Source organism: Afipia sp. P52-10 (genome assembly GCF_000516555.1).
Taxonomy (GTDB): Bacteria; Pseudomonadota; Alphaproteobacteria; order Rhizobiales; family Xanthobacteraceae; genus P52-10.
In genome coordinates this window covers 1,040,712-1,066,734 of the sequence record NZ_AZSJ01000003.1, presented here as the reverse complement: position 1 = coordinate 1,066,734, position 26,023 = coordinate 1,040,712, and the positions used below count along the sequence as shown (strand labels likewise).

The 26,023-nt window shown below is 64.4% G+C and carries 33 protein-coding genes; 16 read left to right on the top strand and 17 right to left on the bottom strand.

The window, feature by feature from the left end:
• The first annotated feature begins 108 nt into the window (after positions 1-108).
• The 3 genes from X566_RS06360 to X566_RS06350 all read left to right on the top strand — a co-directional run bounded on the left by X566_RS06360 (position 109) and on the right by X566_RS06350 (position 3,313).
• Positions 109-1,104, top strand: a complete 996-nt coding sequence (locus X566_RS06360) for a tripartite tricarboxylate transporter substrate binding protein (protein ID WP_343213041.1) — start codon at positions 109-111, stop codon at positions 1,102-1,104.
• Between the two features lie 177 nt (positions 1,105-1,281).
• Positions 1,282-2,274 carry a tripartite tricarboxylate transporter substrate binding protein gene (locus tag X566_RS06355; protein WP_034464517.1) on the top strand — a complete coding sequence of 331 codons (993 nt, stop codon included), beginning with the start codon at positions 1,282-1,284 and terminating at the stop codon, positions 2,272-2,274.
• Between the two features lie 46 nt (positions 2,275-2,320).
• Positions 2,321-3,313 carry a tripartite tricarboxylate transporter substrate binding protein gene (locus tag X566_RS06350; RefSeq protein WP_034464515.1) on the top strand — a complete coding sequence of 331 codons (993 nt, stop codon included), beginning with the start codon at positions 2,321-2,323 and terminating at the stop codon, positions 3,311-3,313.
• Between the two features lie 30 nt (positions 3,314-3,343).
• On the opposite strand, the gene X566_RS24980 is transcribed toward X566_RS06350, so the two are convergent.
• Positions 3,344-3,520 carry a hypothetical protein gene (locus X566_RS24980; RefSeq protein WP_160170452.1) on the bottom strand — a complete coding sequence of 59 codons (177 nt, stop codon included), beginning with the start codon at positions 3,518-3,520 and terminating at the stop codon, positions 3,344-3,346.
• Positions 3,521-3,611: 91 nt separating this feature from the next.
• Positions 3,612-3,842, bottom strand: coding sequence for a hypothetical protein (locus tag X566_RS06345; RefSeq protein ID WP_034464513.1), 231 nt, complete (start codon positions 3,840-3,842; stop codon positions 3,612-3,614).
• Between the two features lie 237 nt (positions 3,843-4,079).
• Between X566_RS06345 and X566_RS06340 the strand changes: the two genes are divergently transcribed.
• Positions 4,080-4,280 carry a hypothetical protein gene (locus tag X566_RS06340; protein WP_034464510.1) on the top strand — a complete coding sequence of 67 codons (201 nt, stop codon included), beginning with the start codon at positions 4,080-4,082 and terminating at the stop codon, positions 4,278-4,280.
• Between the two features lie 123 nt (positions 4,281-4,403).
• The gene (locus X566_RS25430; RefSeq protein WP_275451014.1) at positions 4,404-4,529 is read left to right on the top strand and encodes a hypothetical protein; all 126 of its coding nucleotides are present in this window, start codon (positions 4,404-4,406) and stop codon (positions 4,527-4,529) included.
• Positions 4,530-4,546: 17 nt separating this feature from the next.
• Here the strand turns inward: X566_RS25430 and X566_RS06335 are convergent, their stop codons facing one another.
• From X566_RS06335 to X566_RS06315, 5 genes are all read right to left on the bottom strand, one after another.
• Complete coding sequence (locus X566_RS06335; RefSeq protein WP_034464509.1) at positions 4,547-5,269, bottom strand: FkbM family methyltransferase; 723 nt, start codon at positions 5,267-5,269, stop codon at positions 4,547-4,549.
• Positions 5,270-5,291: 22 nt separating this feature from the next.
• Positions 5,292-6,287 carry a tRNA dihydrouridine(20/20a) synthase DusA gene (gene dusA, locus X566_RS06330; protein WP_081740082.1) on the bottom strand — a complete coding sequence of 332 codons (996 nt, stop codon included), beginning with the start codon at positions 6,285-6,287 and terminating at the stop codon, positions 5,292-5,294.
• 210 nt (positions 6,288-6,497) lie between these two features.
• Positions 6,498-6,992 (bottom strand): GDSL-type esterase/lipase family protein, encoded by a 495-nt coding sequence (locus X566_RS06325; protein WP_034464506.1) that lies wholly within the window; start codon positions 6,990-6,992, stop codon positions 6,498-6,500.
• Positions 6,993-7,138: 146 nt separating this feature from the next.
• Positions 7,139-7,528, bottom strand: a complete 390-nt coding sequence (locus X566_RS23860; RefSeq protein ID WP_152539809.1) for a hypothetical protein — start codon at positions 7,526-7,528, stop codon at positions 7,139-7,141.
• 249 nt (positions 7,529-7,777) lie between these two features.
• Entirely contained in the window at positions 7,778-8,191 is a 414-nt protein-coding gene (locus tag X566_RS06315; RefSeq protein ID WP_244434693.1) for a GbsR/MarR family transcriptional regulator, read from the bottom strand.
• A gap of 120 nt (positions 8,192-8,311) precedes the next feature.
• Between X566_RS06315 and X566_RS06310 the strand changes: the two genes are divergently transcribed.
• A complete protein-coding gene (locus tag X566_RS06310) occupies positions 8,312-8,737 on the top strand; it encodes a hypothetical protein (RefSeq protein WP_034464503.1) in 426 nt (141 codons plus the stop codon).
• 53 nt (positions 8,738-8,790) lie between these two features.
• Positions 8,791-9,459, top strand: a complete 669-nt coding sequence (locus tag X566_RS06305; RefSeq protein WP_034464501.1) for an isoprenylcysteine carboxylmethyltransferase family protein — start codon at positions 8,791-8,793, stop codon at positions 9,457-9,459.
• Between the two features lie 15 nt (positions 9,460-9,474).
• Here X566_RS06305 and X566_RS06300 read toward each other — a convergent pair whose 3' ends face one another.
• The 9 genes from X566_RS06300 to X566_RS06260 all read right to left on the bottom strand — a co-directional run bounded on the left by X566_RS06300 (position 9,475) and on the right by X566_RS06260 (position 16,602).
• On the bottom strand, positions 9,475-10,251 hold the full coding sequence (locus X566_RS06300; protein ID WP_206538703.1) for an APH(3') family aminoglycoside O-phosphotransferase: 777 nt from the start codon (positions 10,249-10,251) through the stop codon (positions 9,475-9,477).
• Between the two features lie 94 nt (positions 10,252-10,345).
• Positions 10,346-10,747: a hypothetical protein gene (locus X566_RS25135; protein ID WP_051443909.1), complete on the bottom strand. Its 402-nt coding sequence runs from the start codon at positions 10,745-10,747 to the stop codon at positions 10,346-10,348.
• Positions 10,748-10,868: 121 nt separating this feature from the next.
• The gene (locus tag X566_RS06290; RefSeq protein ID WP_034464500.1) at positions 10,869-11,636 is read right to left on the bottom strand and encodes a slipin family protein; all 768 of its coding nucleotides are present in this window, start codon (positions 11,634-11,636) and stop codon (positions 10,869-10,871) included.
• The gene (locus X566_RS06285; protein ID WP_034464498.1) at positions 11,633-13,012 is read right to left on the bottom strand and encodes a nodulation protein NfeD; all 1,380 of its coding nucleotides are present in this window, start codon (positions 13,010-13,012) and stop codon (positions 11,633-11,635) included. Before X566_RS06285 ends, X566_RS06290 begins: the two co-directional genes overlap by 4 nt.
• Positions 13,013-13,112: 100 nt before the next feature.
• Positions 13,113-13,547, bottom strand: coding sequence for a YeeE/YedE family protein (locus tag X566_RS06280; protein ID WP_034464495.1), 435 nt, complete (start codon positions 13,545-13,547; stop codon positions 13,113-13,115).
• Positions 13,544-13,969 (bottom strand): YeeE/YedE family protein, encoded by a 426-nt coding sequence (locus X566_RS06275; protein WP_034464492.1) that lies wholly within the window; start codon positions 13,967-13,969, stop codon positions 13,544-13,546. Before X566_RS06275 ends, X566_RS06280 begins: the two co-directional genes overlap by 4 nt.
• Positions 13,966-14,307 (bottom strand): sulfite-sensing transcriptional repressor BigR, encoded by a 342-nt coding sequence (bigR, locus tag X566_RS06270; RefSeq protein WP_152539808.1) that lies wholly within the window; start codon positions 14,305-14,307, stop codon positions 13,966-13,968. The genes X566_RS06275 and bigR overlap by 4 nt, the downstream gene beginning before the upstream one ends.
• Positions 14,308-14,312: 5 nt before the next feature.
• Positions 14,313-15,608: a bifunctional sulfur transferase/dioxygenase Blh gene (blh, locus tag X566_RS06265; RefSeq protein ID WP_034464487.1), complete on the bottom strand. Its 1,296-nt coding sequence runs from the start codon at positions 15,606-15,608 to the stop codon at positions 14,313-14,315.
• A gap of 136 nt (positions 15,609-15,744) precedes the next feature.
• Positions 15,745-16,602: an EamA family transporter gene (locus tag X566_RS06260; protein ID WP_034464485.1), complete on the bottom strand. Its 858-nt coding sequence runs from the start codon at positions 16,600-16,602 to the stop codon at positions 15,745-15,747.
• A gap of 86 nt (positions 16,603-16,688) precedes the next feature.
• On the opposite strand from X566_RS06260, the gene X566_RS06255 reads away from it, so the two are divergent.
• From X566_RS06255 to X566_RS06225, 7 genes are all read left to right on the top strand, one after another.
• Positions 16,689-17,180, top strand: coding sequence for a MarR family winged helix-turn-helix transcriptional regulator (locus tag X566_RS06255; protein WP_034464483.1), 492 nt, complete (start codon positions 16,689-16,691; stop codon positions 17,178-17,180).
• A gap of 96 nt (positions 17,181-17,276) precedes the next feature.
• A complete protein-coding gene (locus X566_RS06250; RefSeq protein ID WP_244434692.1) occupies positions 17,277-18,980 on the top strand; it encodes a SulP family inorganic anion transporter in 1,704 nt (567 codons plus the stop codon).
• A 60-nt stretch (positions 18,981-19,040) separates the two neighbouring features.
• Positions 19,041-19,664, top strand: a complete 624-nt coding sequence (locus X566_RS06245) for a ParB-like protein (RefSeq protein WP_034468063.1) — start codon at positions 19,041-19,043, stop codon at positions 19,662-19,664.
• Between the two features lie 80 nt (positions 19,665-19,744).
• Positions 19,745-20,428 (top strand): YafY family protein, encoded by a 684-nt coding sequence (locus tag X566_RS06240; RefSeq protein WP_034468061.1) that lies wholly within the window; start codon positions 19,745-19,747, stop codon positions 20,426-20,428.
• Between the two features lie 67 nt (positions 20,429-20,495).
• Positions 20,496-20,864 (top strand): VOC family protein, encoded by a 369-nt coding sequence (locus X566_RS06235; RefSeq protein WP_034464481.1) that lies wholly within the window; start codon positions 20,496-20,498, stop codon positions 20,862-20,864.
• Between the two features lie 137 nt (positions 20,865-21,001).
• On the top strand, positions 21,002-21,427 hold the full coding sequence (locus X566_RS06230; RefSeq protein ID WP_034464479.1) for a GNAT family acetyltransferase: 426 nt from the start codon (positions 21,002-21,004) through the stop codon (positions 21,425-21,427).
• Between the two features lie 131 nt (positions 21,428-21,558).
• Positions 21,559-22,644: a phospholipase gene (locus tag X566_RS06225; protein WP_034464475.1), complete on the top strand. Its 1,086-nt coding sequence runs from the start codon at positions 21,559-21,561 to the stop codon at positions 22,642-22,644.
• Between the two features lie 58 nt (positions 22,645-22,702).
• Here the strand turns inward: X566_RS06225 and X566_RS06220 are convergent, their stop codons facing one another.
• Entirely contained in the window at positions 22,703-23,524 is an 822-nt protein-coding gene (locus tag X566_RS06220) for a hypothetical protein (RefSeq protein ID WP_034464472.1), read from the bottom strand.
• A gap of 391 nt (positions 23,525-23,915) precedes the next feature.
• Between X566_RS06220 and X566_RS06215 the strand changes: the two genes are divergently transcribed.
• Both X566_RS06215 and X566_RS06210 read left to right on the top strand, forming a co-directional pair.
• A complete protein-coding gene (locus X566_RS06215; protein WP_034464471.1) occupies positions 23,916-25,469 on the top strand; it encodes a 4-hydroxyphenylacetate 3-hydroxylase N-terminal domain-containing protein in 1,554 nt (517 codons plus the stop codon).
• A gap of 78 nt (positions 25,470-25,547) precedes the next feature.
• On the top strand, positions 25,548-25,964 hold the full coding sequence (locus tag X566_RS06210) for a hypothetical protein (RefSeq protein ID WP_034464469.1): 417 nt from the start codon (positions 25,548-25,550) through the stop codon (positions 25,962-25,964).
• The last annotated feature ends 59 nt before the right edge of the window (positions 25,965-26,023 follow it).

Here is a 26,023-nt window from a genome sequence, read left to right as displayed (position 1 = left end):
GCAGCGCCAATCTCTCCTAACTGAGGCGCACGCGGCGTGCGCCGTTGAGCGGCCCCGAAGCGGTGTCGTCCGGCCTCGGCCCAAAAATCCTACAATCTCGGAGAAGCTATGATGTCGTTTGACGTAACCCGTCGCCATTTGCTTGCCGCGGGTGCAGCCGCAGCCACGCTGCCGCTCGTGGGCCGCCAGGCGTCCGCGCAGGGGGCGTGGCCGAACAAGCCGATCAAGATCGTCGCGGGTTATCCGGCTGGCGGCCAGACCGACCTGTATGCCCGCTCCTACGGCGAGTACCTCGCCAAGCAACTCGGCCAGCCGGTGCTGGTGGAGAACAAGGCCGGTGCGGGCGGTACGGTGGCGGCGATCGACGTCAAGCGCGCGGCACCGGACGGCTACACGCTGATGTTCACGATCTCGACGACGATGATCATGAACCGCGTGCTGCTGAAGAACATCGCCTACGATGCCGACAAGGACTTTGCGCTGATCTCGATCATGCCGTCGGGCAGCCTGCCGCTGGTGGCGAGCCAGAAGAGCGGCGCGAAGACCCTGAAGGAGTTCATCGACTACGCCAAGAAGACCGACAAAGTCAGCATCGGCACCTATGCGGCGGGCTCGTTCGCACACATCGCCATCGCCGAATTGAACAAGCAGTACGGCCTCAACATCGAGGCGGTGCATTATCGCGGCGAGTCGCCGATGTGGGCGGACCTCATGGGCCAGTCGATCGACGGCGCGATCGGCAGCTATGCCGGCGCGCTGCCGGTTCTGCAAAGTGGCCGCGGTCTTGCCGTTGCGGTGTCGCGCAAGCGTATCAGTGTGATGCCAGACGTGCCGACCTTCGAGGAGCAGGGTGCAACGTCGAAGGCGTTCCAACTCACGGGCTTCCAGTGCTGTGCCGCGCCGACCGGCACGCCAGACGCGATCATCAAGAAGCTCTCCGAGCTGTTCGTGGCCGGCGGCCAGACAGAGAAGGTGCGCGAGATGCTGAAGAGCCAGGGCGTCGATGACGCGGCGATGACGCTGGAGGAGAGCCAGAAACTCTACAAGGACGAGTCGCCGATCTGGCTGGAGCTCGTGTCGAGCCTCGGTCTGACGCCGGTCTGATGCCGTAATTGAAAAGCCGGAATGGATCGGGCGGTGCGGCGTGGCGCCGCCCGATTTCTTTTTTGTAGCCTGCATTCTGGGCTGGTCACGCCCGGCGACTTCCCTAAACTGAAACGACTGGACGGAACCGTTCAGCAACAAGCCCGCAAAGGGCCATCGATCTAGGGAGGATACCGAATGACGTTCGACGTGACCCGTCGCCGCTTCATTGCAGCGGGCGCTGCGGCCGCAACGCTGCCGATCGTCGGCACCCAGGCGATCGCGCAGGATGCGTGGCCCTCGAAGCCGATCAAGCTGATTGCGGGTTACCCCGCTGGCGGCCAGACCGATCTGTTCTCGCGTCATTATGGCGAGTACATCGCCAAGCAACTCGGCCAGCCGGTGCTGGTGGAGAACAAGGCGGGCGCGGGCGGCACAGTCGCCGCGTTGGAGGTCAAGCGTGCGGCGCCGGATGGCTACACGCTGATGATGACGATTTCGACGACGATGATCATGAACCGCGCGCTGATGAAGAACATCGGCTACGACGCAGAAAAGGATTTCTCGCTGATCTCGATCATGCCCTCGGGCAGCCTGCCGATGGTCGCGAGTGAGAAGACCGGCGCGAGGAACCTGAAGGAATTCATCGACTATGCGAAGAAGGCGGAGAAGGTCAGCGTCGGCACCTACGCTCCGGGGTCTTACGCGCATATCGCCATCGTCGAACTGAACCGGCAGTATGGGTTGAACATGGAGGCCGTGCATTATCGCGGCGAAGCGCCAATGTGGGCCGATCTCGCCGGCCAGTCGATCGATGCGGCGATCGGTGGCTATCAGGCGGCGCTGCCGGTGCTGCAGACCGGGCGTGGCCGCCCGATCGCGATCTCGCGCAAGCGCATCAAGGTGTTGCCGGACACGGCGACATTCCATGAGCAGGGTGCGACCTCGCGCTCGCATCAGTTGACCGGCTTCCAGTGCTGTGTCGCGCCGGCCGGCACGCCAAGGAACATCATTCAGAAGCTGTCCGAACTATTTGTCGCAGGTGGCCAGAGTGAAAAGATTCAAGAGATGCTGCGCATTCAAGGACTCGACGAAGCCGCAATGACGTTGGAGGCGAGCCAGAAACTCTATAATGAGGAGGCCCCCATCTGGCTCGAACTGGTCTCTGGTTTGGGTCTGACTCCGGTCTGAAACTGGACTGGCGTCCTTCGCGATACTGAAAACCGAGGAGAGAAGAATGCCGTTCGACATCACGCGCCGTAACGTCATCGCTGCCGGCGCCGCTGCGGCAATGCTGCCGTTTGCTGGCCGGTCCGTTGTCGCGCAGGGCGCCTGGCCCACCAAGCCGATCAAGATCATCGCCGGCTTCCCAGCCGGCGGACAGACCGATCTGTTTTCCCGCAGCTATGGTGAGTATATCGCCCGACAGCTGGGGCAGCCGGTCGTGGTCGAAAACAAGACCGGGGCGGGTGGCTCGGTCGCTGCGATCGAGGTCAAGCGGGCCGCGCCGGACGGCTATACGCTGATGGTCACCAACACTGCGACGATCATGACCAATCCGGCCTGGATGAAGGATATCGGTTACGACGTCGCCAAGGACTTCGTGATGATCTCAATGATGCCATCGGGCAGCCTGCCGCTGGTGGCGAGCGAGAAGACCGGCGCGAAGAACCTGAAGGAGTTCATCGATTATGCCAAGAAGACCGAGAAGGTCAGCATCGGCACCTATGCCGCGGGATCTTACGCGCACGTCGCGATCGAGGAGTTGAACAAGCAGTATGGCCTGAAGATGGAGGCGGTGCATTACCGCGGCGAGGCGCCGATGTGGGCCGATCTCGCCGGTCAGTCGATCGACGCCGCGATCGGGAGCTACCTCGCGTCGCTTCCGGTGCTGCAGACCGGCAAGGGCCGCGCGGTCGCGGTGTCGCGCAAGCGGATGAGCGTGCTGCCGGATGTCGCCACGCTGCAGGAGCAGGGTGCGACCTCGCGGGCCCACACGCTCATGACCTTCCAATGCTGTGTCGCGCCGGTGGCGACGTCGCCGGAGATCGTTCGTAAGCTGTCGGAGCTGTTCGTTGCCGCCGGCAAAAGCGATAAGATTCAGGAGATGCTGAAGAGCCAGGGGCTCGACGAAGCAGCGATGCCGCTGGAAGAGAGCCAGCGGATCTACAAGGAAGAGGCGCCAATCTGGCGCGAGCTGATTGCGGCGCTGAATCTCAGCCCGATGTAAGCGGACGCGAATCAGGCTGCGTCGCGCAGATCACAGCGGCGCAGCCTCCTTGACGGTCTCCACCGCCTTGGCGGCGATGTGAGACGGCAGTTCGCCGTGGTTGATGACGATGGCGAGCGTCGCGCCGAGCAGGCCGGCAGCAAAGATCGCGACCATCACAAATCCTGTAATACGTTCCAGCGACCAGCGCCGGTGCGAAAGCGGCATCGTATCCTCCTCGTTCAACAACGCCCGGCCGCGGCCTCGAGTTCGAACATTCCGGTCTGGCAGGGCTGCGGGAACCGGCCGGGTTCCCGGTTCACTTGCCGAACACTGCCTTGCAGGCCGGGCTGAGATTCGTCTTGTTCCTGCGCATGCAGACGGTGATCGCCGGGATGTTCGGGATATCGCCGGCGCAAAGGCGGAACGCGTCCGGCGTGCAGGCGGCGCGCTGCTCGGCGGTCGCGACCTGGGCGGAACTGTTCGAAGCGCAGGCCGCGAGCGCTGCGGCGAGAACGAGCGCACCGAAGGCTATGTGAAGCTTGGTCATGGTCGTCTCCCTGGATTGGCCGCGATGGCTGCGGCGCCTGTTATGGCGGAAGATGCCGTGCGTATGTGATCGACGCTGTGCTGCACGTCACAGTGCTGCGCCGCGTTGCGGCCGTGCGCAGACGATCGCTGTGTGACAGGCATCACAGCGATGGATGGCGCTGCGCGATAAGACGAGGCCGGTTCATCCCGGACGAGGTCGCTCAGGGTCCACGTCCCTCAAGCAAGGTCTGTCGCCATGAAGAAGCTCCTGATCGCCGCCACGCTGTTGCTTGTCAGTGCCTCCGCACAGGCTGCGACTTACGGCGATGGCACCAATCGCGTGGTGATCCCGAAGGGATGCCGCGCCTGGTCCTGCATTTCGGTGTCGGTGCCCGGCCACTACTCTCATAACGTGAAGCCTGCGCGAAAGGTGCGGGCACACCATCGCGTTCGCTAAAGCCGACGCCGTCGGTGTGTGACGCGGGATGCCACAAGTGCTAGGATTGGCTCGCGCCATGCCATGCGTGCGTTGAGCACCCTTGATCCAATGACCGACGAGCGACCAAGTGGAAGCCATAGAATGCCGGACGAGATCGTGCGGCTTCGAAACGCATTCCGCCGGCGCGGCAAGCGGATTCCGGCGCTGGTGATCTTCTTAGGCTTTCTGCTGCTGGCGGTGGTCTACCGACTCTACTTCTGGATTTGAAGCGTGCGTCCGCGATCTCAGGTCGCGCGTTCCCACGTTTCCGTATCGGCGGCACTCAAACGTTCGTTGCGTGAAAATCCCTGCGCGCCGAGATGCACCTGCAGCCGTGCAACGCCGTCGTTTCCGATCACGTCCGGATGAAATTCGATCACGAGCGCCCGCAGCCCCGCCAAGGGACAGGCGGGCAACAGCTCCTCTTCCATGCCTTCGGTGTCGATAATCAGCACGGTGGGCTTGAACGCCGCTACGACGCTGGCGATCGATCGCATCGGCACGGTCAGCGTGCGCCCGTTGATGGCGCGGCGGCCGCTGGCACCGAGCCAGCTGTCCGGCGCGATCGACAGAGCGAGCGTGCCATCGCTGGTGCCGATCGCCTCGTTCTTCAGCGTGATCGGCAGGCCGTTACGGGCGAAGTTCTCTTGCGCGACGCGGGCCGCATCGGGATTCGGTTCAAACGACAGCACGTTGTCCGCTCCGGCCGTGCGGGCGGCGGTGAGCGCGACAAGTCCGACGCAGCTGCCGATTTCAAGAACGCGATCGCCTCGGCGTACGATCTCCGCCACCGCACGCCGTTCCGGCACCTCGTAATCGCCGCGCACCAGCATCTGCGAGACGTGCTTCGGCACGTCTCGGCGGTAGGCGATCAGTGTAAAGCCGTCGATCGTGACGCGCGGGACACGCAGGAAGCGGCGCAGCCGGTAGAGCCAGTTGACCGTGCGTCCGTCGCTGGAGAGTGACATCTCGGATCAGCCGCTGTGTCGGTCAGGCGGCGGCCGCGCCGACGGCATCATGCACCAGCGCCATCGCATCGCGCAGCACGCTGGCGCCGGCGCCGGACTTCACGCCTTGTTCGGCGAGATGGCGGCGGAAGGCGCGCGCGCCTGGCACGGCATGAAAGGCACCGACCATATGCCGGGTGATCGCATGCAGGCGCGTGCCACCCGCCAGCTCGCGCTCGACATACGGCATGAAAGCGTCGATCGCCTCCTTCATCGTCGCCGCCGGCGAGGTTTCGCCGAAGATCGTAGCGTCAGCCTCGAGCAGCCGCCATGGCTCCTGATAGGCCGCGCGGCCGAGCATCACGCCATCGACGTGAGCGAGGTGTTCCGTCGCCGCGGCGATCGAGGGGATGCCGCCATTGATGATGATCGGGACGTGCGGTAGCGACGCCTTCAGTCGGTAGACGAGATCGTAGTCGAGCGGCGGGATGTCGCGATTTTCCTTCGGCGACAGCCCTTTCAGCCAGGCTTTGCGGGCGTGTACGATCAGCATGTCCGCACCGGCTGCAATCACGCTGCGGGCCAGCGCGTTGAGAGCGGCCTCGGGCTCTTGGTCGTCGATGCCGATCCGGCACTTCACCGTCACCGGCACACGCACCTTCTGCTTCATCGCCGCGACGCAGGCGCCGACGAGCGCGGGCTCGGCCATCAGGCAGGCACCGAAACGGCCATCCTGGACCCGGTCCGACGGGCAGCCGACATTCATATTGATCTCGTCGTAGCCGAAGTCCTCGCCGATCACGGCCGCGGTCGCGAGATCGGCCGGATTGGAACCGCCGAGCTGCAGCGCGACCGGATGCTCCAGCGCATCGAAACCGAGCAGCCGCTGACGGTCGCCGTGGATGATGGCGCCGGTGGTCAGCATCTCCGTATAGAGCAGCGTGCGACGCGACAGGTGACGGTGGAACGCCCGGCAGTGCCGGTCAGTCCAATCCATCATCGGCGCGACGCTAAGTCTATAGGATTGATATTGTTGCATTTTCTCAAAATGTTAACCGACGGCGCCAGGCGCAGCCCATGGGCTGCAAGGCACCGTCTGGAGTGTAGCACATCAGGCGTGTGTGCCGCAGGCCCTGGACCCTGGACCGTGGCTCAACTCCGATGAAACGGCACCGATGTCAAATGCATGATCGCGCCGGCCCATCAGAGCGGCGCGATCGGATCGCAGCCTTGGGAGGGATTGCCGGCGTTAGCGGACCTGCGCGGCCAGCTGTTCGGCCACGCGGCGGTGGCCGGCCTCGGTCAGGTGAATGCCGTCGGACTGGCGCAAGCCGCTTTGCAGCGCTGAACGGACCAAGCCGTCTGCCTGGATCACCCGGATGCGCCGTGCCTGCAGCTGCTGTTGGATTTGCGCGATGTTGGCTCGGCGGTCGGTCCCGCCGCGACGCGCGTCGTTTCCACCGTATTGCACGACGACGATCCTGGTTCCTTCAGGCACCGTGCTGGACAGCCGGGCGAGCATCCCGGCCGTGGTATCGCCACTGATACCGGCGTTGCTGACCGACATTGGCCGGCCCCGGGCACTCAGAATGGCTTCGAGCTGCGCCGGAAAAGCTGACGACGCACCAACGCCTTTGCCGGCAGTGTTGCTGGCGCCGAGGCAGACGATTTGAGCGTGAGCTGCGTTGGACGTGATGAAGAAAGTCCCGAGAACAATCATCAAAAGCTTGGCGACATGTCGCATGGATGGTCTCCAGAAGCGCAAAGTGGAAGTCGTGGTTGGAAGATCCTTCAGGTGCGCTGATCAGATGCGCCACAAATGCTACAAATCGCGTCACCCATCTGGGGGGGCGCGCTCGCCATTTCCGCAGCGAAAGGCCGTATCGCGCGCTATGGCGTGCGCTTCTTGGCCGGCGGTGGATCGGCCCGGTGGGACGCCGGCCCGTCCTTGGCGAACGCATTGCGGAGGCTGCTGAGCGCCTCCGTCGCGGCCTTCAACTCCTCCGAGAGCCGCTGAATGTCATACTGCTGGGAGGCAATGCGCCCCTGCAGCAGCTGGATGTCGTCGATGAGCTGCTGTTGCGACGCTTGCAGTTCGAGCAGGTCGCTCTCTCTGGCGAGAGCCGACCTCTCCTTGGCCGTCTTTGGCGGGCTTGCGCTGCTGTCGCCTTGATAATATCGCCACGAGGCAATGCCGAACACGGTGACGATCGCAAGCGCGGCGGCAGCGATCACTCGCTGGCCGCTCGAAAGCGCTCGTCGGTCTTCGCCTCGCCTCATTCCGCACGATCCACTCGGTGACGCCTGCGAATGCAGTCCTACGTCGAGGATTATGGTCTCTGCAAGGCAGGCTGCGCCTTATGGTGAAAATTATCAATCGGCTTTGGCTGCGAGTCGGTGTGAATATGTCGGAAATCTGGGTGCTGACATGTCCGGGCCGCTGGCCGTCGTTCCGTCGCCACGCGTCGCTCCCGTCGCCAAACAAGCAAGCGGGCAGGCGCTGCCGGCCGATGCTGACGTGCCGCTCCGTCAGTGCCGCTCTTTGGCCCGCTGGCGCTTCAGGGCGGAGCTCATTGCCGACTTGACTGTCAAATAGAAGCCGCCCATGGCGTTCAGGCGCGTGCGAGCTACGGGCGATGCGGCGGTTTCGGCGCCCCGTTGCAGCAACGCCGCCATGGCGTCGAGCAGACGGTTCTGTTCCGTCAGCATCGCTTCGTAGTTGTCGGAGACCGCATAGAGCACGCGCTTGCTGCCGCGCACGCGCTGCCGGTACGCGAGCGTGTATTTCTCCAACAGTCGGGCGGCGACGCTGGCGCTGCTCTTGCTGATCTGCAGGTCGTCGGCCATCTGGTCGAGACTGACCGGCGCCGGTGCGAGCAGCATGTAGCCATAAATCCGAGCCGCCGTCGTCGGTACGCCCCAGGGAACCAGCAGACGGGTCATATCCTCGATGAACCGATGCTGCGCTTGGTTGCTTTTGTTTGACATATTCGGCATATACCGAATATACTGAATTTCAGGATCGTCGCCAGCCCGAACTCGGCCCAAGGCGGGAGGATCCCCATGGCAATCACATTGCAACAGCGGAACACCACCCGCGCTTTCGCGCGCGTGATCGGCCCGTGGCTGCTCATCGTTCCCGGCGTCATCGTGCTGCGTCTGCCGCAGATGGAGCGGTTGCTGGCCGCGTTCATTGCCAGCGAATTGTTCGCATGGTTCGCCGGCGCGCTGCTGCTGCTCTGCGGGCTCTTGATTATCGCCTTGCATCAATTTTGGTCGAGCGTATCGGCGGTGCTGATTTCGCTGTTCGGCTGGTTCCTGGCGTTGCGCGGGCTCGTGCTGCTGGTGGCGCCGCAATGGATCGAGCGCGCAGCCACCGGTCTGATGGGTCAGCTGCTGCTGGTGCGGCTGATCTTCATCGGCCTCTTCCTGATCGGGCTCTGGCTCACGGTCGACGGCTGGATCCTCAAGCCCCCGACCGCGGACTAGGCGTGCGGCTCTCGCGATGCCATGCCCGTCAACCTCCGATTCGAGTGTTAGCCATGCTGCGCTATCTGCTTCAGCTTCTCGTTTGGACGGTCTTCATGGCGGTCCTGGTCCTGTGGCCTGCCGGGACGCTGGTCTATCCGGCGGGCTGGGTTCTGATCGCGATGTTCGGCATCGGCGGCCTTGCGATGGTGCTTTGGCTGGCAAGGCAAAGCCCGGACTTGCTGCGCGAGCGGATGGCCTCGCCCCTGCAGCGCGCGCAGAAGCCATGGGATCGCGCCTGGCTCGGGCTGTTCATTCTCGGCTTCTGTAGCTGGATCGCGTTGATGGGTTGGGATGCGGCACGGGCCGGCTTCACCGCCATCCCGTTCTGGCTGCAGGGGCTTGGAGGTGTCTGCATTGTCCTCAATGGCGCAGGGACCTGGTGGACGTTCCGGGAAAACGCGTTCGCCGCGCCAGTGGTGAAAATTCAGACGGGGCAGCGGACCATCGACACCGGCCCATACGCCCTGGTGCGACATCCGATGTATGCGAGCACGGTGTTCTTGTTTCTCGGCGTACCGCTGCTGCTCGGGTCCTGGCTCGGTCTCGTGCTTGCCGTACTGCTCGTGCTCGCCCTGGCCTGGCGTACGGTGCATGAGGAACGGACCTTGCGGCGGGAACTCAGCGGCTACGAGGCCTATGCGGCCCGCGTGCGCTACCGCATCATTCCGCTCGTGTGGTGAGGAGCAGCGGCTCGTTCAGAAGAATTCGTCGAGCAACTGGTAATAGTCCATCCGCTCGGGATCGGGCTTCGCGCCATAACGTGTGAGGAACGGCGCTACCCAGGCTTCACCGAGGTTGTAACGAACGCTTGAGCTTGCGATCGCCAGATCCCGGTGCTGGTCGGCGACGCCGAGCCGCGCACAATCGACAAATCCGCTGAAACGGCCGGCCTCCGCCAGCAGGTTCGGCAGCGACGGATCGCCATGCGCAACGACGAGGTCCTCGCGATCGGGCCGACGTCGCAGCAACTCCTCGAAGAGATCGTGCGCGCTGCGGCCGAGGCGCGGTTCGTCGAAGTCCGTCTCGTCAACGAGGCCGGCCTGGGTGCGCGCCTCCGCTTCGGCGAGCGCGCGCTCAAGCCGGTGGTCGAACGGGCAGCCCGAGGGGGCGAGGCGATGCAGATCCCGCAGTGCGTCGGCTGCGATCGCGACGATCTGCTCAGGCGCAAGATGCGGCGAGGAGGCCAGGTCGCGGCCAGGGATCGCGGTCGTTAGCAGCCAGTTGCGCCGACCGTCGCGGGTCTCCTTCAGGATGGCTGGGCAAGGGATCCCGGTCTCACCGAGCCATCGCAACCGTTCGGCCTCCGCCGGCAGAGTGTTAAAGCCGCCGCGTTGCTCCGTCTTCACGAACAGCGTGGGCTGGCCGTTAGCCTCGAGCCGGAATACTGCCGCACCGGATCGGCCGATGGTCTGCTGTCTCCAGGCATAGTGCGCCAACTCCTGCGTCCAGGTGGGCGGAAGCTCGGGCGGCATGGGCAAGCGAAGCGAAGCATCTGTCATCGAAACATTCATAACCCGGGTGCGCCGTCGCAGCGAGAGGCCCTGCATGGCGGGGTGCGGAGCTGCTCTAGGAGGCGGACGATGCGGTGCGCGGCGCTGCCGGGAGTGGAGCGCCGGTGCAGGCGGGCTCGCGCTCGTTGCGCCGGTTCTCGATCAGTGCGGTGGCGATATTGATTGCGAGCGGCACGCAAACGGCGGCGCAAAGCATGGCCGGCAGGAGCCGCCGTGCCGATCCGTTGGTGAGGGTGCCGGCGCCATAAACCAGAAATGCCGGAATGGCAAAGATCATGACCTGCAGCGGACCATCGCAGTCGATCGCGTCGATGCCTTGAGCCTTGTAGCTGTTGGCATCGGCGAGAAGCCCCAATCCTGCAATCGGCAGCATGGCGATTAGCAGCAGATGGCCGATCCATGCGCCGCGCCCGGCCCAAGCAGCCGTCGCGTGTGTATGGCGGGCGTCATCATCCATCGTCGGTCGCCTGCATCCCTGGTTGCGCTCGTCCTCAAATCGAGGCCGTTCGGGCTGGCAACGTGGTCCTTGCTATGCCGTCGGGACGATAGTCGTTCAAGCCACGATGGTCGCTCAAGGCTTATGGCGCGCTGCTGCCTGCCCGGCTGACCATATGTCCGAGCAGGTCCATCGGCAGCGGGAAGACGACGGTCGAGGATTTGTCTCCAGCGATGTCGTGCAGCGCCGCGAAATAGCGAAGCTGCATTGCCTGCGGCTCCTGCGCTAGGATGCGTCCGGCCTCGACCAGCTTTTCGGCGGCCTGCAACTCGCCGGTCGCGTTGATCACCTTGGCGCGGCGGAGCCGTTCGGCCTCGGCCTGCTTGGCGATGGCGCGGACCATGGTTTCGTTGATGTCGATATCTTTGATCTCGATGGTCGTGACCTTGATGCCCCAGGCGTCGGTCTGTTGATCCAATGTCGCTTGGATGTCGGTGTTGAGGCGGTCGCGTTCGGCGAGCATTTCGTCCAGCTCGTGCTTGCCCAGCACTGAGCGCAACGTTGTCTGGGCAAGTTGGCTGGTCGCGGCCATGTAGTTGCCGACCTTGATGACCGCGCGTTCGGGATCGACGATGCGGAAGTAGAGCACGGCATTGACCTTGACCGAGACATTGTCACGCGAGATCACGTCCTGTGGCGGCACTTCCTGAACCATCACCCGCAGGTCGACCTTCACCATCTGCTGCACATATGGAACGAGGATGATGAGACCGGGGCCCTTGACGCCGGTGAAGCGGCCGAGGGTGAAGATGATCCCGCGCTCATATTCGCGCAGAACGCGGATGGCCGACGAAAAGAAGATGACGATCGCGACTGCGATCAGCAGATAAGTCAGATAATCGAGCATCATCGCATTCCTCCTTCGCGGCTCGCTGGAGCGGATGGTCGCCGCACCTCGAGCGTAAGGCCGGTGACGTTCGCCACCTCGACTGTTTCACCCGGCTGGAAAGTGTCCCGGCTCTTCGCCTGCCAGCGTTCGCCCTGGGTGAGGACATGCCCCTGGTCACCGGACCAGTCGAGCACCTCGGCGGGTGCCCCATGCATGGCGAGCGCGCCGACCCGCGCAGGCGCGTTGTAGGTTCGGCGCAGGGCGCGCAGCACGACCAGCACGAGGCTTGCGAGCAGGGCGGCCGCGAGGCCGATCACTGTCCATGAGAGGCGGTATCCAGGCGCCTCGACGTTGAACAACATCATCGCGCCCAATACGAAGGCGACGACACCGCCGAGCCCGAGTACGACGGTCGGACTGAATGCTTCGATGATCAGCAGCGTGATGCCGAGCAGCATCAGCGCCAATCCGGCCTGGTTGATCGGCAGCAGGTTCAGCGCGTAGAAGCCGAGCAGCAGGCAGATCGTGCCGACGACGCCGGGGGCGATGGCGCCGGGCGACATGAATTCGAAGATCACGCCATAGATGCCGATCAGCAGCAGGATGACGGCGACGTTCGGATCGGTGATGATCGCGAGCAGCCGTGAGACCCATCCGGGATCGTAGACTTCGATCGTCGCGTCCTTGGTCGCCAGTAGCCGCGTTTCGCCGTCGCTCAGTTCGATACGGCGGCCGTCCGCCTGCTGCAGCAGGTCGTCGGGGCTGCGCGCGATCAGGTCGATTACCTTCTCCTGTAGCGCGCTTCCGGCAGAGAGGCTTGCCGCGTCCCGCACAGCCTTCTCGGCCCAGTCGGTATTGCGTCCGCGCAATTCCGCCAGGCTGCGGATGAAGGCAACGGCATCGTTGGTGGCCTTGGCCGTCATTGCATCCTTGCCCGAAGGCTGCGTTCCCTTGCCGTCGTCTTTGCCGGGCGCGGCCGGTTGACCGGGTATCGGCGCGCCGATCTGTACCGGCGTTGCTGCGCCGAGATTGGTGCCCGGCGCCATGGCGGCGATATGTGTCGCGTAGAGAATGTAGGTGCCGGCGCTGGCGGCATGAGCACCGGAGGGCGCGACGAAACCGAGGACAGGGACCGGCGAGGCGAGAATGTCGGTGATGATCTCGCGCATGCTGGTGGCGAGGCCGCCCGGGGTGTTCATACGCAGGATGACGGCTTCGGCTCGGCGTTGCTTGGCCTTGGCGAGCGCATCCTTGATTGCGCCGGCTGTGGCCGGGCCGATCGCGCCATCGACGGCAACCGAGAGCACGAGCTTGCCGCTCTCGGCTGGCGCGGCGGCCGGTGCAATGAGCACTGCGGCTGCCAGCGCCGCGGCGAGGGTTGCCTTTACCAGCGTCATGGCAAGCACTCCCGGATCACGGATATATGGGAATATCCTGCCGAATCTCAATACGGCGCCGGCCGCTTGCCGCGGATCTGCGCGGACCTGCCGCAGCGCGTTAGTCGCTGCGTCCGATCGCGGTGCGATCGTGCAGCGTTATACCGGCGAGCATGGCCGCGACGAACAGCCAGGTCTGCCAAAGTCCGAGCGAGAGCGAAGCCACGGCAGGGCCGGGACAGAAGCCGCCCAGTCCCCAGCCCGCTCCGAACAGCACCGCACCCAAGATCAAGCGAGAATCGACGGCTGTGGCCGTCGGTAGCTGGAAGGAACTGTCGAAGGCGGGCCGCTGCATGCGCCGCATGATCCGCACGCCGACGAAGGCGACCGAAACCGCGCCCCCGAGCACGAACATCAGGCTCGGATCCCAGTCGCCAAAGATGTCGAGAAATCCCTGGATGCGCATCGGGTCCAGCATGCCTGACAAAGCGAGGCCGAAGCCGAAGGTCAGACCCGCCACCAGCGCGACCAGGATTCGTGCGCCGTGAGCGTTCATGAGGCGAAGATCCATGGGGCGAAACCTTTCATGACGGCGACGGTTGCGACACCGGCGATGAGAAAAGTCGCGACGGCTGCGAACGAACGGGGCGAGAGGCGGGCAAGGCCAAGCACGCCGTGACCGGATGTGCAGCCGGAGCCCATGCGCGTGCCGAAGCCGACAAGCAGGCCGGCGACGATGATCCACGGCCATGACACGGTGATCGTGATCGCAGGTTCATGTCCGAACACTCCGAGCAGGATGAGCGGGCCGAGCATCAGGCCGATCACGAACGCGCCGTTGACGGCAAGGTTCGACCCCAGCGCCAGCCGTCCGACGATACCGCTGATGCCGGCGATGCGGCCGTTGAGCAGCAACAGCAGTGCGGCGGAGAGGCCGATCAGCATGCCTCCCGCGAGTGACCAGCCGTATCCGCTCATGCTGTGCCTCCCGGTTTGCAGAAGATGGCATAGAGTGCGGCGATCAGTTGCGCGGCCTTCTCCGCCGTCAGCCGGTAGTAGATTTGCTTGCCGTCGCGTCGGGCCTCGACGATGCGCGCCTCACGCAGCACGGTGAGTTGCTGCGAGAGGCTCGGTTGATGGATGCCGAGTTTCTCTTCCAGAGCGCCGACCGAATATTCGCCATCGACCAGGGTGCAGGCGAGCATCAGCCGCGCGGGATGGGCCAGCGTTTTCAGCAGCACCGATGCCTCGGTGGCGCGCGCTGCCATCGTCGGCGGACCCTTGGTCTTGATCTTCAGCGCTCTCGCCGTACCCATCGCCATCACCATGCTGCGCCTGTCAACACATCAAGCGGGAATTTGAGATAACGCCGGCCGTTCGCCTCCGGCTCGGGCAGGCGGCCGCCGGAAATGTTCACCTGCAGCGCGTGCAGGATCAGCTTCGGCATCGGCAGCGTGCGGTCGCGGGCCTCGCGCAGCGCGACGAAGGCTGCTTCGTCGCAATGGGCGACATGCGGGTTGGTGCGCTTCTGTTCGGCCACGCTGCTCTCCCAGCGCGGCGCGCGGCCGTGCGGCTGATAGTCGTGGCCGGTGAACAGGCGCGTGGTGTCCGGCAGCGCCAGGATGTCCTGGATCGAGCGCCACAGCACGCGTGCATTGCCGCCAGGGAAATCGGCGCGGGCGCTGCCGCTGTCCGGCATGAACAGCGTGTCGTGGATGAAGGCGGCATCGCCGATGACATAGGTGATGGAGGCGAGCGTGTGTCCCGGCGAGAACATCACCCGCGCCTCGATCGATCCGATCATGAAGCGGTCGCCGGGCGCGAACAGCCGGTCCCATTGCGAGCCGTCGGCGGCAAGCTCCGGCCAGTTGTAGATATCCTTCCAGAGCGTCTGGACGTCGGCGATGTGCGAGCCGATTGCGGTCGGCGCGCCGGTCCTGGCCTTGAGATACTGCGCGGCGGAGAAGTGATCGGCATGCGGATGGGTGTCGAGGATCCACGCGACCGTCAATCCTTCGCGTGCGATGTGGGCGAGGATCGCGTCGGCGCTGGTCGTGGCGGTCGCGCCGGACTTTTCGTCGAAATCGAGCACCGGATCGATGATGGCGCACTGCTTGGTCGTGGGGTCGCTGACCACATACTGGATCGAGAAGGTACGCGGGTCGAAGAAGCCCTGCACATGCGGGCGCTGTTGCGCCTTGGCCGCGAGCCAGGCCGCGGCGTTCGATAGATCGAAACCATGTGTCTGGCCGAAGGCGATCACCTCGGCAGCCGGCATGCGCCCGTCGAGGACTTCGCTCAGGGCATAGAGCGTCAGCGCCCGTGTACCGCCCTTACAATGGGCGACCACGGATCCCTCCGCAGCGGCCAGCGCCGAGCGGAAGGCGTCGATATCGGCCTGGGTGATGTTGCTGCCGCGCACGGGAATGAAGCTGTAGCCGAGGCCGGTATCGCGCGCCGCCTGGCTTTCCGCCGCATGGCCGGGCTGGCTGCCGTCCTCGCCGTCCGGCCGTAGGTTCACCAGGGTCGCAAAGCCATCCGCCTTCAGGCGAGCGATGTCGGCGATCTCAGGTTGGCCGGAAACGGAAAACCGGTCGGTGATGGGGGTGAGCTTCATTGGCAATGCCGTCCTTCTGGTTATTATTATATATTATTGTATAATATATAATGTTGACGGAGACCAGCGGCGTTTTCGTGGCGCGGCGGGCCTGACTATCGGACGTCCGACGTCGACGGCGACGCTTCCACATTGCTCAGTGCGGCGTGCTCGGCTGGGCGCGCTGGCTGAGCCAGACGCTGGCAAGGACGACCGCCATTCCGGCGATCTGCAACGGGCTGAGCGATTGCCCGAGCACCGCCCAGCCGAGCACGACGGCGGTCATCGGGCTGAGGAAGCCGAGCGAGGCGACCACGGGTGGATCGAGCCGGGCGACGCCGCGAAACCAGAGCATGTAAGTCAGCGCCGCACCGATCAGTCCGAGATAGGTGAAGCCGAGCAGGTTATGCGCGGTGAGCGGCGGCAATGCGGGCTCCAGGAGCAGCGCTGCGGGCAACAGCAGCAGGCCGCCGGCGGTCAGTTGCCAGGCGGTGAAGGTCAGCGGCGAAACAGGCGGCTGCCACTTGCGGCTCAGCACGGTGCCGAACGCCATCGATATCGCGCAGCCGAGGCCGGCAACGATCCCGATCGGATCGAGCGCCGCTTGTGGCGTGAGGATCAGCAGCGCCACGCCGGCCATTCCCGCAGCCGCGGCTGCGATCGACAAGGCGCGGATCGGCGACCCGAGCAGAAGCCGCGCGAGGCCGATGACGATCAGCGGCTGGATCGCGCCTACGGTCGCTGCGACGCCGCCCGGCAGACGATAGGCCGCGACGAACAGCAGCCACCAGAAGATCGCGAAGTTCAAGGCACCGAGGATCAGCACGCGTCCCCACCAGATCCCGGTTGGTCGTTGCCGGACGATCAGCAGCAACAGCAGGCCGGCCGGGAGCGCGCGCAACATCGCCACTGTGAGCGGATAGCCCTGCGGCAACAGCTCGGTGGTGATCAGATAGGTGCTGCCCCAGATGGCGGGGGCGAGGGCCGTGAGGAGCAGGTCGGTGTTGCGGGTCATGAGATGGACGAGACGCCATTTATCTTGATATCAAGATAACTCGTTATATCTTGACGTCAAGATAAAGCCGCGCCACCGTGTCGTGAATGGATCGCGTCGATGACATTCTCGCCCAGTGGGCCCGCGAGCGGCCGGACCTGAAAACCCTGCCGATGGGGTTGATCGGCCGCCTGCGTCGGATCGCCCACCATCTGACTCGGGAAATGGAGAAGACCTTCGCCGCGCACGGGCTGAACGACGGTAGCTTCGATGTGCTGGCGACGTTGCGGCGCTCAGGTCCGCCCTATGCGCTGTCGCCCAGCGAACTGCTCGCGACCATGATGATCACGTCGGGGACGATGACGCACCGGATCGACCAGCTTGAAAAGGCTGGGCTGGTGACACGGGCCGGACATCCCGACGATCGGCGGAGCGTGGTCATTTCGCTGACCGACAAAGGCTTCGCCAAGATCGATGCCGCGGTAACCGCGCATGTGCAGACCCAAATCCGGCTGACGGCGGCGCTGTCGGCGCGGGACAAGGCTGCGCTTGATGCGCTGCTGAAGACCTATCTCGCCGCGTTCGAGCCGCCGGCCTGAATCTCACGCGCATGTGACGCGGTAACATCCCGCCGGATGGTTCCGGATGATGGTTCGTACTACAGTGATGCGCCCGACCAGTGAGGGAGTACGGCTGTGGCGGAGGACAGTATCGACGGCGCGGCTCGGCGCAAATCGTCCTTTCTGTTCAACCCGTTTCAGGGCTGGCGCGTGGCGCATCTCGGCCGTGATGCGATAGCGGGATTGACGCTTGCGGCCATTACCATCCCCGAGCAGATGGCGACGGCCAAGCTCGGCGGCTTCGCGCCACAGATCGGTTTCTATGCCTTCATCGGTGCGACGCTCGGCTTTGCCCTGCTGGGCGCTAGCCGGGTGCTGACCGTGGGCGCCGACTCGACGATCACGCCGATCTTTGCCGGCACGTTGGCGGCGCTGGTGGCGTCCGGCGCCGGGACATTGGGATCGTCGGCCGTGGCGCTGGCCTGCCTGGTTGGGCTGATGCTGTTGCTCGGCGGCATATTGAAGCTCGGCTGGGTCGCCAATCTGCTGTCGACCCCGGTGATTACTGGGTTTCTGGCCGGCATCGCCGTGCATATCCTGATGTCGCAGTTGCCCAGCCTGCTCGGCATCGCTGGCGGCGGCAGCGATTTCCCCAGCCGCGTGATGGCGATCGTGCATCAGCTCGGTGCCTTCAATCCGTATTCGGCAGCGATCGGCCTTGGCGTGCTGGTGCTGATGCTCGTCGGCGAGCGGGCCAATCCGCGTTTCCCGGCGGCATTGGTCGGGGTGGTGCTGGCGACGTTGGCCGTAATCGCTTTCGATCTCGAGCACCGGGGCGTTGCCGTGCTCGGCGCGCTGCCGGGAGGTCTGCCGCAGCCGTTGTTGCCCGCCGTTGACGAATGGCGGCCGCTGGTGCCGCTGGCGCTGCTCGTCACGCTGATCGTGATGATGCAGACGGCCACGGTAAGCCATTCCTTTCGCGATCCGGATGGGCGCGATCCCGACATCAATCGCGACTTCGTCGGTCTTGGCGCCGCCAATCTGGCGTCCGCCTTGTTCGGCGCGTTTCCGGTGAATGCCAGTCCGCCGCGAACCGCGGTCGTGGTCGAGGCCGGCGGTGTCTCGCAGGTCGGTGCGCTCGTGGCTGCGGTGATCGTGCTGGTGCTGGTGTTATGGGGCGGCGCGCTGCTGGCGCATGTGCCGCAGGCGGCGCTGGCCGGCGTGCTGTTGTTCGTGGCGCAGCGGATCTTCCGTCTCGGCACCATGCTGACGGTCGCGCGGCAGGCATGGGCCGAAGGCGTATTGGTGCTGCTGACGATGGTTTCGATCGTCATGCTGCCGATCGAAACGGGCGTGGCGATCGGCATTGGATTGTCGCTGCTGCACGGCGTCTGGATGACGACGCAGACCGCGCCGATCGAACTGCGTCGCCTGCCGGGGACGACCGTGTGGTGGCCGGCGCAACACGCAATGCAGGGCGAGGTCGTAGACGGCATCGCCGTCGTCGCCTTCCAGGCGCCCCTGTTGTTCGCCAATGCGGACACCTTCAAACGCGGCATGACCGGATTGATCGATGCGCGGCGGGGTACGCTGTCGCTGGTGGTGCTGGAGGCGAGCGGTATCGCCGACATCGACTACACCGCCGCGCAGGCGCTGAAGGATGTGATCGGTCACTGCCGGGCGGCAGGGGTGGTGTTGGCCCTGGCGCGGCTGGAATCGGTGCGGGCGCAGCGGGCGCTGGAACGCTTCGGCGTTGCTGCGGAACTCGGCGGCGATCACGTGTTTCACAGCGTCGCCGAAGCTGTGAACACGCTGGCGCCGAAGGAGACCGCGGCATGACCGGTGCATTCGACGATGTCCGCGCCGACAACAGGTTTGAACGTCGATAGGATCATCACCATGCATAGCGCACGAGAGCCGTTGCTGAAGCCGGTCAAGATCAAGGATCTGCGTCCGACCCAGATCACCGTCGGTATGCACGAAGTCGCATCGAAGCGGAAGCGCTGGCGCGACGAAGGCGACGAGAAGGGGGCTGAATTTCTCGGCCGGCATATGATCCCGGTGGTGATGGGACCGAAGAAGCGGCCGTTCGTCATCGATCACCATCATCTCGCGCTCGCCCTGCAGAAGGAAGGCGTCGAGCATGTGCTCATCACCGTTGTCAGCGATCTCAGTCATCTCGAGAAGGATGCGTTCTGGATTGTTCTCGATAACCGGAGCTGGATGCATCCGTTCGACGACAAGGGGCGACGCCGCGATTACAAGGACATTCCGGGCTCGGTGGAGGAGTTGGTCGATGATCCTTACCGCTCGCTGGCAGGCGCGTTGCGCCGGGCGGGGGGCTTCGCCAAGGACACCACGCCATTCAGCGAATTCCTGTGGGCGGACTTCATGCGCCGCCGTATCAAGCGGCCGATCGTGCAGAAGGATTTCGAGCGCGCGCTCGACCTTGCGCTGGAACTCGCGAAGGGACAGGACGCCAGTTACCTGCCGGGCTGGTGCGGTCCGGTCGATAAGGACTGACGAGAATAGGTCTCCTGCGCCTTGAGCGTGCCGGCTGCTGCCAGAAATTGGCACACGTGGCCACTAGGGTGGTGCGCATCATGTCGCGCTCCGCCCGCCTGCTCGATCTTCTGCAAGTGCTGCGCCGCCATCGCCAGCCGGTTAGCGGCCAGGTGCTGGCCGACGAGCTGCGCATCAGCATTCGGACGCTCTATCGCGATATCGCCACGCTGCAGGCGCAGGGCGCGCACATCGATGGCGAGCCGGGCATCGGCTATGTGCTGCGTCCCGGCTTCATGCTGCCGCCGTTGATGTTCTCCGAGGATGAGCTGGAGGCGCTGGTGCTCGGGTCGCGCTGGGTCGCCGTCCGTGCCGACACGCCCTTGGGTCTCGCCGCGCGCGATGCGCTTGCCAAGATCGCGGCCGTGCTGCCGGCCGATCTGCGCGAGAGTCTCGATGCGAACCTGCTGATTGCTCCCGGCGAATCGGTGGTCGAGAGCGTCGATGTGTCCATCATCCGTAGAGCGATCCGTTTCGAGCGCAAGCTCGGCATTCACTATCGCGACGTCAATGGCGTCTGCACGCAACGGATTATCTGGCCGTTCGCGCTCGGCTTCTTCGACCGTGTGCGGATGGTGGTGGCGTGGTGCGAGCTGCGCGAGGACTTTCGGCATTTCCGTGCTGACCGCATCCTCAGCCTCGAGCCGGGCGAAGAGCGTTACGCCCGCCGCCGGCAGGCGCTGTTGCAGGCCTGGCGCGAGAGCGAAGGCATCGAAACCGCCTAATCGCCACTGCCGGAAACTGACAGTGGCGCAGTCTATCGTCGGATCGTTGGACCTTAGGAGATCGACGATGCCGCACCCGACCTACATGCTTTTATATGTCGACGACCCGCAAGCCAGCGGCGAGTTCTATCGTGCGCTGCTCGACTGCGCGCCGGTGGAGACGTCCCCGACTTTCGTGCTGTTCGTGCTCGCCTCCGGACTCAAGCTTGGGCTGTGGTCGCGACATACGGCCCAGCCGGCAGCTGCGGCTGCAGGTGGCGGCGGCGAGATCGGCATTGCCGTCGAAAGTTCACAGGCGGTCGATGCGACCCATGCCGACTGGCGCGCGCGGGGCGTACCCATGCTGCAGGCTCCGGTGGACATGGACTTCGGCCGGACCTTCGTCGCGCTCGATCCGGACGGCCATCGTCTGCGGGTGCTGGCGCTGACGGTGTGAGATGCAACAACTCGATGCTGTGCGCAGATGCTTTGTCGTCGACGTTCGAGCGGAAACGCAGAAAGGACAGAAACCGGTTGATCTTGCGCTGCCAATGAGGGAAAGCCGGTGTCTCGCGCATCAACGGCTCAGAGCACATGGCGGCACAGCATCACATCCGCGAACTTCGCGACGAAGACATTGATCAGGTTGTCGCCATCTGGCATGCGGCCGGCGTCGCGCGGCCCTGGAACGATCCGCTCAAGGACATCACGTTCGCGCGCCGGGATGCGCATTCCACCATCTTGGTGGCGGAGATCGGCAACCGCGTCGTCGCCACGGCGATGGTCGGCGAGGATGGGCACCGGGGCTGGGTCTATTATCTCGCAACCGATCCGCAGCATCAGGGCCAGGGTCTCGGCCGGGCGATGATGCAGGCTGCAGAAGCATGGCTGATCGCGCGCGGGGTCTGGAAGCTGCAATTGCTGGTGCGCGAGGAGAACACCCAGGTTCTCGACTTCTACGGCAAGCTCGGCTTCCGCGATACCAGGACCGTATGCATGCAAAAGGTCCTTCAGCCCTGAACGTATGCTGGCGTCGTTGTGACGCATCGGCGGTGTGCGCATGCCTGGCGTTTACGGCGTTGCTGAACTTCGTCAGGATGGGATCCGACCCAGCAACACGGCGCGACAGCCGCCGGAGAAAGAGGCGCCAGATGACCGAAGCGAGAGAAGCGGCCGTCGATGACATCGTCGCGTTGCTGCCGCCGCTGATGCATACGCTGGAAGCGCTCGGCTTCATCGCCCGCTACTTCAATCCGGCGGATTTCGACGCAGTGATGGAGGCCGCGGGCAGGCCGGACGACGTGCTACGGGCGGAGCGGCCGCGGCTCGATCGCTGGCCGGACGAGATCGCTCACATCCGCAAGCCGTTGCAGGAGGCGGCCGACGCGGCGCTTGCCGGCTTCGATGGCTTGCGCGCGGCGCCGGAGCAGGCGGATTCGTTGCGTGCGGCCTTTCGCGCTTTACGCTATGGGCCGCGTGCGCAGGAGGCGCTCTATCCGCTGGCGGCGATGTTTCCCCCGGTCAGCAGCTTCTTCCTCGATCCCGCGAAGCGGGATGACGAGGCGCTGCTTGCGTGCTTCGATCAACTGGGACCTTCACCGGACACCGGCGTCATCCATGTCGATAACGAGCCTGGCAGCCGTGGCGGCTTCTCGCTCTACGTGCCGGAATACTACACGCCGGACCGGCGGTGGCCGCTGGTAGTGGCGCTGCATGGCGGCAGCGGCAATGGACGTGCATTTCTCTGGAGCTGGTTGCGCGACGCCCGCGCCTATGGTGCGATCGTCGCAGCGCCCACCGCCACCGGCGACACCTGGGCGCTGATGGGCGAGGATACGGATACGCCGAACCTCAAGCGTATCGTCGATCTGGTGCAGAGCCGCTGGTCGATCGATCCGACCAAACTGCTGCTCACCGGCATGAGCGACGGCGGCACGTTCAGCTACGTCAGCGGCTTCGAGACCGCCTCGCCGTTTACGCATCTGGCGCCGGTCGCGGCGTCGTTTCATCCGTTCCTCGCCGAGATGGCGGACGCGGAGCGGCTGCGGGGCCTGCCGATCTTCCTGGTGCATGGCAAGCACGATTGGATGTTTCACGTCACCATCGCCCGGCAGGCGCAGCAGGCGCTCCAGGCGGCGGGCGCCAATGTCGTCTATCGGGAGCTCGGCGATCTCAGCCACACCTATCCGCGCGAGCTCAATGCCGAGATGCTGCGCTGGCTTGGTCCGGCTGGCTGAGGCATAAACGAAAACGCCGCCCTGACGGCGGCGTTTCTCTCGTTCTTCCTGTCTCAGATCACGGGCTGGCCGCGGAGAAGTTCACCAGCACATGCTGGTCCGGATTCTTCGGCGGCTTGTCCTCGGCCAGGAAGCGGGACAGCACGGCCTTGATGCTTTCCTTGACCTTGTCGGGCCCGCGGTCGCTCATGTCGGTGTGCTGAAAGTCGGTCCGCACCAGTTCGATACCTGCGTGCGCGCACATGTCATCGTTCGGCACGACGCCGGGATCCGGCTTCCAATCGCGGGAGCGGAAAGAGAGGATGCGTGACTTGCCGGACATCAGGAACGGCACGCGCAAATTGTCGAGCGTGACGATCTTGCTGACCAGCTCCGGATTGTTGCCGGCGAAGAACATCGAGATGTCGCCGCCGTTGGAGTGGCCGACCATCGTCAGCTTGGTATAGTCGAGTTCGGGAAAGCGCTTCTTCATTTCGTCGATGACGAAGAAGATGTTTTGCGCGCCGCGCTCATAGACCGGCAGTCGACCGACGAACGGGAAGCCTTGCTGCGACAGCGGCGCGTCGCCCTTCAGATCGTGCTGGATGCTGGCGACGAGATAGCCTTGAGTCGCCAGCACGTTGGCGATGAAGCTGTATTCGGTGTGATCGACGGTGTTGCCGTGGTTGAGCAGGGCGACACGCGGCTTGATGCCGAGCAGCTTTTCCTTCAGCTCGGCGCGGCGGCTGATCGAAATTTCAACAGGAACGTCGCGATTGCGGAGCGCGTCGTGCAGCGCGAGCTGTTCGCGATGCACGTCGAACTTGCTGGCGAAGGCATATCCGCCCGCGCCGATCACGGCCGCTACACCCAGCAGCGAAAGCAGCACTTTGCGCTTCATGTCGTCCTCAGCCTCGGTCTTCGTAGGACCTATGCCCGGTTAGTATTTATAAAGAACGCCTGCCTTGTCTAGAATGTGTTTCAATCTTTCATGATGCAGCTGCGAACAAACGCTGGTTTTTGTTTATGCATATTGCACTGCAAACGAGCTTTCGTATCCGCTGGGGCAGCATTTAGCTGCATCGCACCATGCGATCAGTTCGCGGTTGCGAAGGTGGCGCCGATCTTGGAAAACTTTTCCGCGGTCTGGCTCCCGGGGGTATTCAGCCACCAGAATAGTTACCGCGAAGGCGCGAAACACGCATTCCCTGCGGTCCTGTCCTGGAGCAGGCCTGTGCTATCGTCCTGAGCGGCCTTGCTGAAAAGGCCGGACCAGCAAGGGAGGGGACGGCATGCGGCCGGAGGACATTCGTGCGGAGACCTCGCGCCCCTTCACGGGAGCTGAATATCTCGAGAGCCTGAGGCACGGCCGCGAAGTCTACATCAACGGCGAGCGGGTCAAGGACGTCACCAGTCATCCGGCGTTTCGCAATTCTGCCCGTTCGATCGCGCGGCTCTACGACGCGTTACATGACCCGGCGAGCAGGGATGTGCTGACCGCGCCGACCGACACCGGCAACGGCGGCTACACCCACCGTTTCTTCAAGGCCGCGCGCTCGCGCGAGGACTTGCGGGCGCAGAAGGATGCGATCGCGGCGTGGGCGCGCAAGACCTATGGCTGGATGGGCCGTACGCCGGACTACAAGGCGTCGCTGATGAACACGCTCGGCGTGAATGCCGCGTTCTACGGCGCGTTCGCGGACAACGCCCGCGCCTGGCACAAGCGCGCGCAGGAGCCGGTACTGTTCATGAATCACGCCATCGTCAATCCGCCGGTGGACCGCTCGCTGCCGACCGATCAGGTGAAGGACGTCTATGTGACGATCCAGAAGGAGACCGACGCAGGCATCGTCGTCTCCGGCGCGAAGGTGGTGGCGACGTCGGCGGCGCTGACGCATTACAATTTCCTCGGCCAGAACGCGGCGACCGCCACCGACGACACTGACCTCGCGGTGATGTTCATGCTGCCGATGGATGCGCCCGGCGTAAAACTGTTCTGCCGCAACTCGTATGAGGAGATTGCCAGCACCGTCGGCACGCCGTTCGATTATCCGCTGTCCAGCCGGTTCGACGAGAACGACGCGATCTTCGTGCTCGACAACGTGCTGGTGCCTTGGGAGGACGTGCTGGTGCATCGCGATGTCGAGCGCATCAAGATGTTCTATCCGCGCTCGGGCTTCCTCGAAGGCTTCTGCTTCCAGGGCTGCATCCGTTATGCGGTGAAGCTCGATTTCATCGCTGGCCTCGTCGCCAAGGCGTTGCACACCACCGGTGGCGATGTCTTCCGCGGCAATCAGGCGATGCTGGGCGAGATCGTCGGCTGGCGCAATCTGTTCTGGTCACTGGCGGATGCGATGGCGAACGATCCGAAACCCTGGATCGACGGCGCGATGCTGCCGAAGCTGGAGGCGGGGCTGACCTATCGCTTGTTCGGCGGCGATGCCTATGGCCGCATCAAGGAGATCGTCGAGAAGATCGTCGCGTCGGCGCTGATCTACTTGCCGTCGTCGTCGCGTGATTTCGCCAATCCGCAGATCGAGCCTTATCTGGCGCGTTTCGTCCGTGGCGCCAATGGCATCGGTCACCGGGAGCGCATCAAGCTGATGAAGCTGTTGTGGGATGCGATCGGGTCGGAGTTCGGCGGCCGGCATGAACTTTACGAGCGCAACTATGCAGGCAACCATGAGGAGATCAGGCTGCAGGCGCTGGTCTCGGCGCAGCGTTCGGGGCAGATGCAGTCGATGACCGATCTGGTCGATCAATGCATGGCAGACTACGACGAGAGCGGCTGGACCAGCGAGACCTGGATCGATCCGATCGATGGTGCAAGGCGCGCGGCGGAGTAGTTCATGTCCGCGAGAGATGCCGCGCGGGCGCTATCAACGATTAGCGTCTGGTTAAGGAACTCCGGTCATTGTCGCCCTATGACCGATTCGTCCACAGCCCGCTCCAAAGCCGAAGCCTGCATTCGTCTCGCCAATGTCGCTGATCATGCGCGGACAGCCGAGCTGTTCAGACAACTGGCGAACGAGTATCTCGCCGAAGCCGGCTTGAGCGGAGCGGACACTGTCTCGACGGAGCAGCCGGCTTCGGCCGTGACCTGGGCGATCGCGGATCTGCAGGCGATGACTGGCGAGACCGCCACCGAGGCGGCCGTCCCCGAGGTGGCCGCAATCGACATTCCCGGCGTCGCCGCGAACGAGGCGCCATCTGTCACCGAAGAGGTGCGGCTGATCGAGACCGCTCCCCAGGCCGAGCATGCGCCGCCGCTCGCGCCAGCTTCCGATTCCGAGCACTTCCTCGCCCGGCTGCAGGCGCTGCGCGCCCGCGCCGAGATCTAAGGCATGATCCGGAAAAGTGCAAAGCGGCTTTCCGAAAAGGCTTGTCCTTGGGCTCGACC

Bases quoted from the DNA above. Each gene is read 5' to 3' on its own strand.
- X566_RS06360 (WP_343213041.1), top strand. From the start codon at position 109: ATGATGTCGTTTGACGTAACCCGTCGCCATTTGCTTGCCGCGGGTGCA.
- X566_RS06355 (WP_034464517.1), top strand. From the start codon at position 1,282: ATGACGTTCGACGTGACCCGTCGCCGCTTCATTGCAGCGGGCGCTGCG.
- X566_RS06350 (WP_034464515.1), top strand. From the start codon at position 2,321: ATGCCGTTCGACATCACGCGCCGTAACGTCATCGCTGCCGGCGCCGCT.
- X566_RS24980 (WP_160170452.1), bottom strand. From the start codon at position 3,520: ATGCCGCTTTCGCACCGGCGCTGGTCGCTGGAACGTATTACAGGATTT.
- X566_RS06345 (WP_034464513.1), bottom strand. From the start codon at position 3,842: ATGACCAAGCTTCACATAGCCTTCGGTGCGCTCGTTCTCGCCGCAGCG.
- X566_RS06340 (WP_034464510.1), top strand. From the start codon at position 4,080: ATGAAGAAGCTCCTGATCGCCGCCACGCTGTTGCTTGTCAGTGCCTCC.
- X566_RS25430 (WP_275451014.1), top strand. From the start codon at position 4,404: ATGCCGGACGAGATCGTGCGGCTTCGAAACGCATTCCGCCGGCGCGGC.
- X566_RS06335 (WP_034464509.1), bottom strand. From the start codon at position 5,269: ATGTCACTCTCCAGCGACGGACGCACGGTCAACTGGCTCTACCGGCTG.
- dusA (WP_081740082.1), bottom strand. From the start codon at position 6,287: ATGCAACAATATCAATCCTATAGACTTAGCGTCGCGCCGATGATGGAT.
- X566_RS06325 (WP_034464506.1), bottom strand. From the start codon at position 6,992: ATGCGACATGTCGCCAAGCTTTTGATGATTGTTCTCGGGACTTTCTTC.
- X566_RS23860 (WP_152539809.1), bottom strand. From the start codon at position 7,528: ATGAGGCGAGGCGAAGACCGACGAGCGCTTTCGAGCGGCCAGCGAGTG.
- X566_RS06315 (WP_244434693.1), bottom strand. From the start codon at position 8,191: ATGACCCGTCTGCTGGTTCCCTGGGGCGTACCGACGACGGCGGCTCGG.
- X566_RS06310 (WP_034464503.1), top strand. From the start codon at position 8,312: ATGGCAATCACATTGCAACAGCGGAACACCACCCGCGCTTTCGCGCGC.
- X566_RS06305 (WP_034464501.1), top strand. From the start codon at position 8,791: ATGCTGCGCTATCTGCTTCAGCTTCTCGTTTGGACGGTCTTCATGGCG.
- X566_RS06300 (WP_206538703.1), bottom strand. From the start codon at position 10,251: ATGCCGCCCGAGCTTCCGCCCACCTGGACGCAGGAGTTGGCGCACTAT.
- X566_RS25135 (WP_051443909.1), bottom strand. From the start codon at position 10,747: ATGGATGATGACGCCCGCCATACACACGCGACGGCTGCTTGGGCCGGG.
- X566_RS06290 (WP_034464500.1), bottom strand. From the start codon at position 11,636: ATGATGCTCGATTATCTGACTTATCTGCTGATCGCAGTCGCGATCGTC.
- X566_RS06285 (WP_034464498.1), bottom strand. From the start codon at position 13,012: ATGACGCTGGTAAAGGCAACCCTCGCCGCGGCGCTGGCAGCCGCAGTG.
- X566_RS06280 (WP_034464495.1), bottom strand. From the start codon at position 13,547: ATGAACGCTCACGGCGCACGAATCCTGGTCGCGCTGGTGGCGGGTCTG.
- X566_RS06275 (WP_034464492.1), bottom strand. From the start codon at position 13,969: ATGAGCGGATACGGCTGGTCACTCGCGGGAGGCATGCTGATCGGCCTC.
- bigR (WP_152539808.1), bottom strand. From the start codon at position 14,307: ATGGGTACGGCGAGAGCGCTGAAGATCAAGACCAAGGGTCCGCCGACG.
- blh (WP_034464487.1), bottom strand. From the start codon at position 15,608: ATGAAGCTCACCCCCATCACCGACCGGTTTTCCGTTTCCGGCCAACCT.
- X566_RS06260 (WP_034464485.1), bottom strand. From the start codon at position 16,602: ATGACCCGCAACACCGACCTGCTCCTCACGGCCCTCGCCCCCGCCATC.
- X566_RS06255 (WP_034464483.1), top strand. From the start codon at position 16,689: ATGGATCGCGTCGATGACATTCTCGCCCAGTGGGCCCGCGAGCGGCCG.
- X566_RS06245 (WP_034468063.1), top strand. From the start codon at position 19,041: ATGCATAGCGCACGAGAGCCGTTGCTGAAGCCGGTCAAGATCAAGGAT.
- X566_RS06240 (WP_034468061.1), top strand. From the start codon at position 19,745: ATGTCGCGCTCCGCCCGCCTGCTCGATCTTCTGCAAGTGCTGCGCCGC.
- X566_RS06235 (WP_034464481.1), top strand. From the start codon at position 20,496: ATGCCGCACCCGACCTACATGCTTTTATATGTCGACGACCCGCAAGCC.
- X566_RS06230 (WP_034464479.1), top strand. From the start codon at position 21,002: ATGGCGGCACAGCATCACATCCGCGAACTTCGCGACGAAGACATTGAT.
- X566_RS06225 (WP_034464475.1), top strand. From the start codon at position 21,559: ATGACCGAAGCGAGAGAAGCGGCCGTCGATGACATCGTCGCGTTGCTG.
- X566_RS06220 (WP_034464472.1), bottom strand. From the start codon at position 23,524: ATGAAGCGCAAAGTGCTGCTTTCGCTGCTGGGTGTAGCGGCCGTGATC.
- X566_RS06215 (WP_034464471.1), top strand. From the start codon at position 23,916: ATGCGGCCGGAGGACATTCGTGCGGAGACCTCGCGCCCCTTCACGGGA.
- X566_RS06210 (WP_034464469.1), top strand. From the start codon at position 25,548: ATGACCGATTCGTCCACAGCCCGCTCCAAAGCCGAAGCCTGCATTCGT.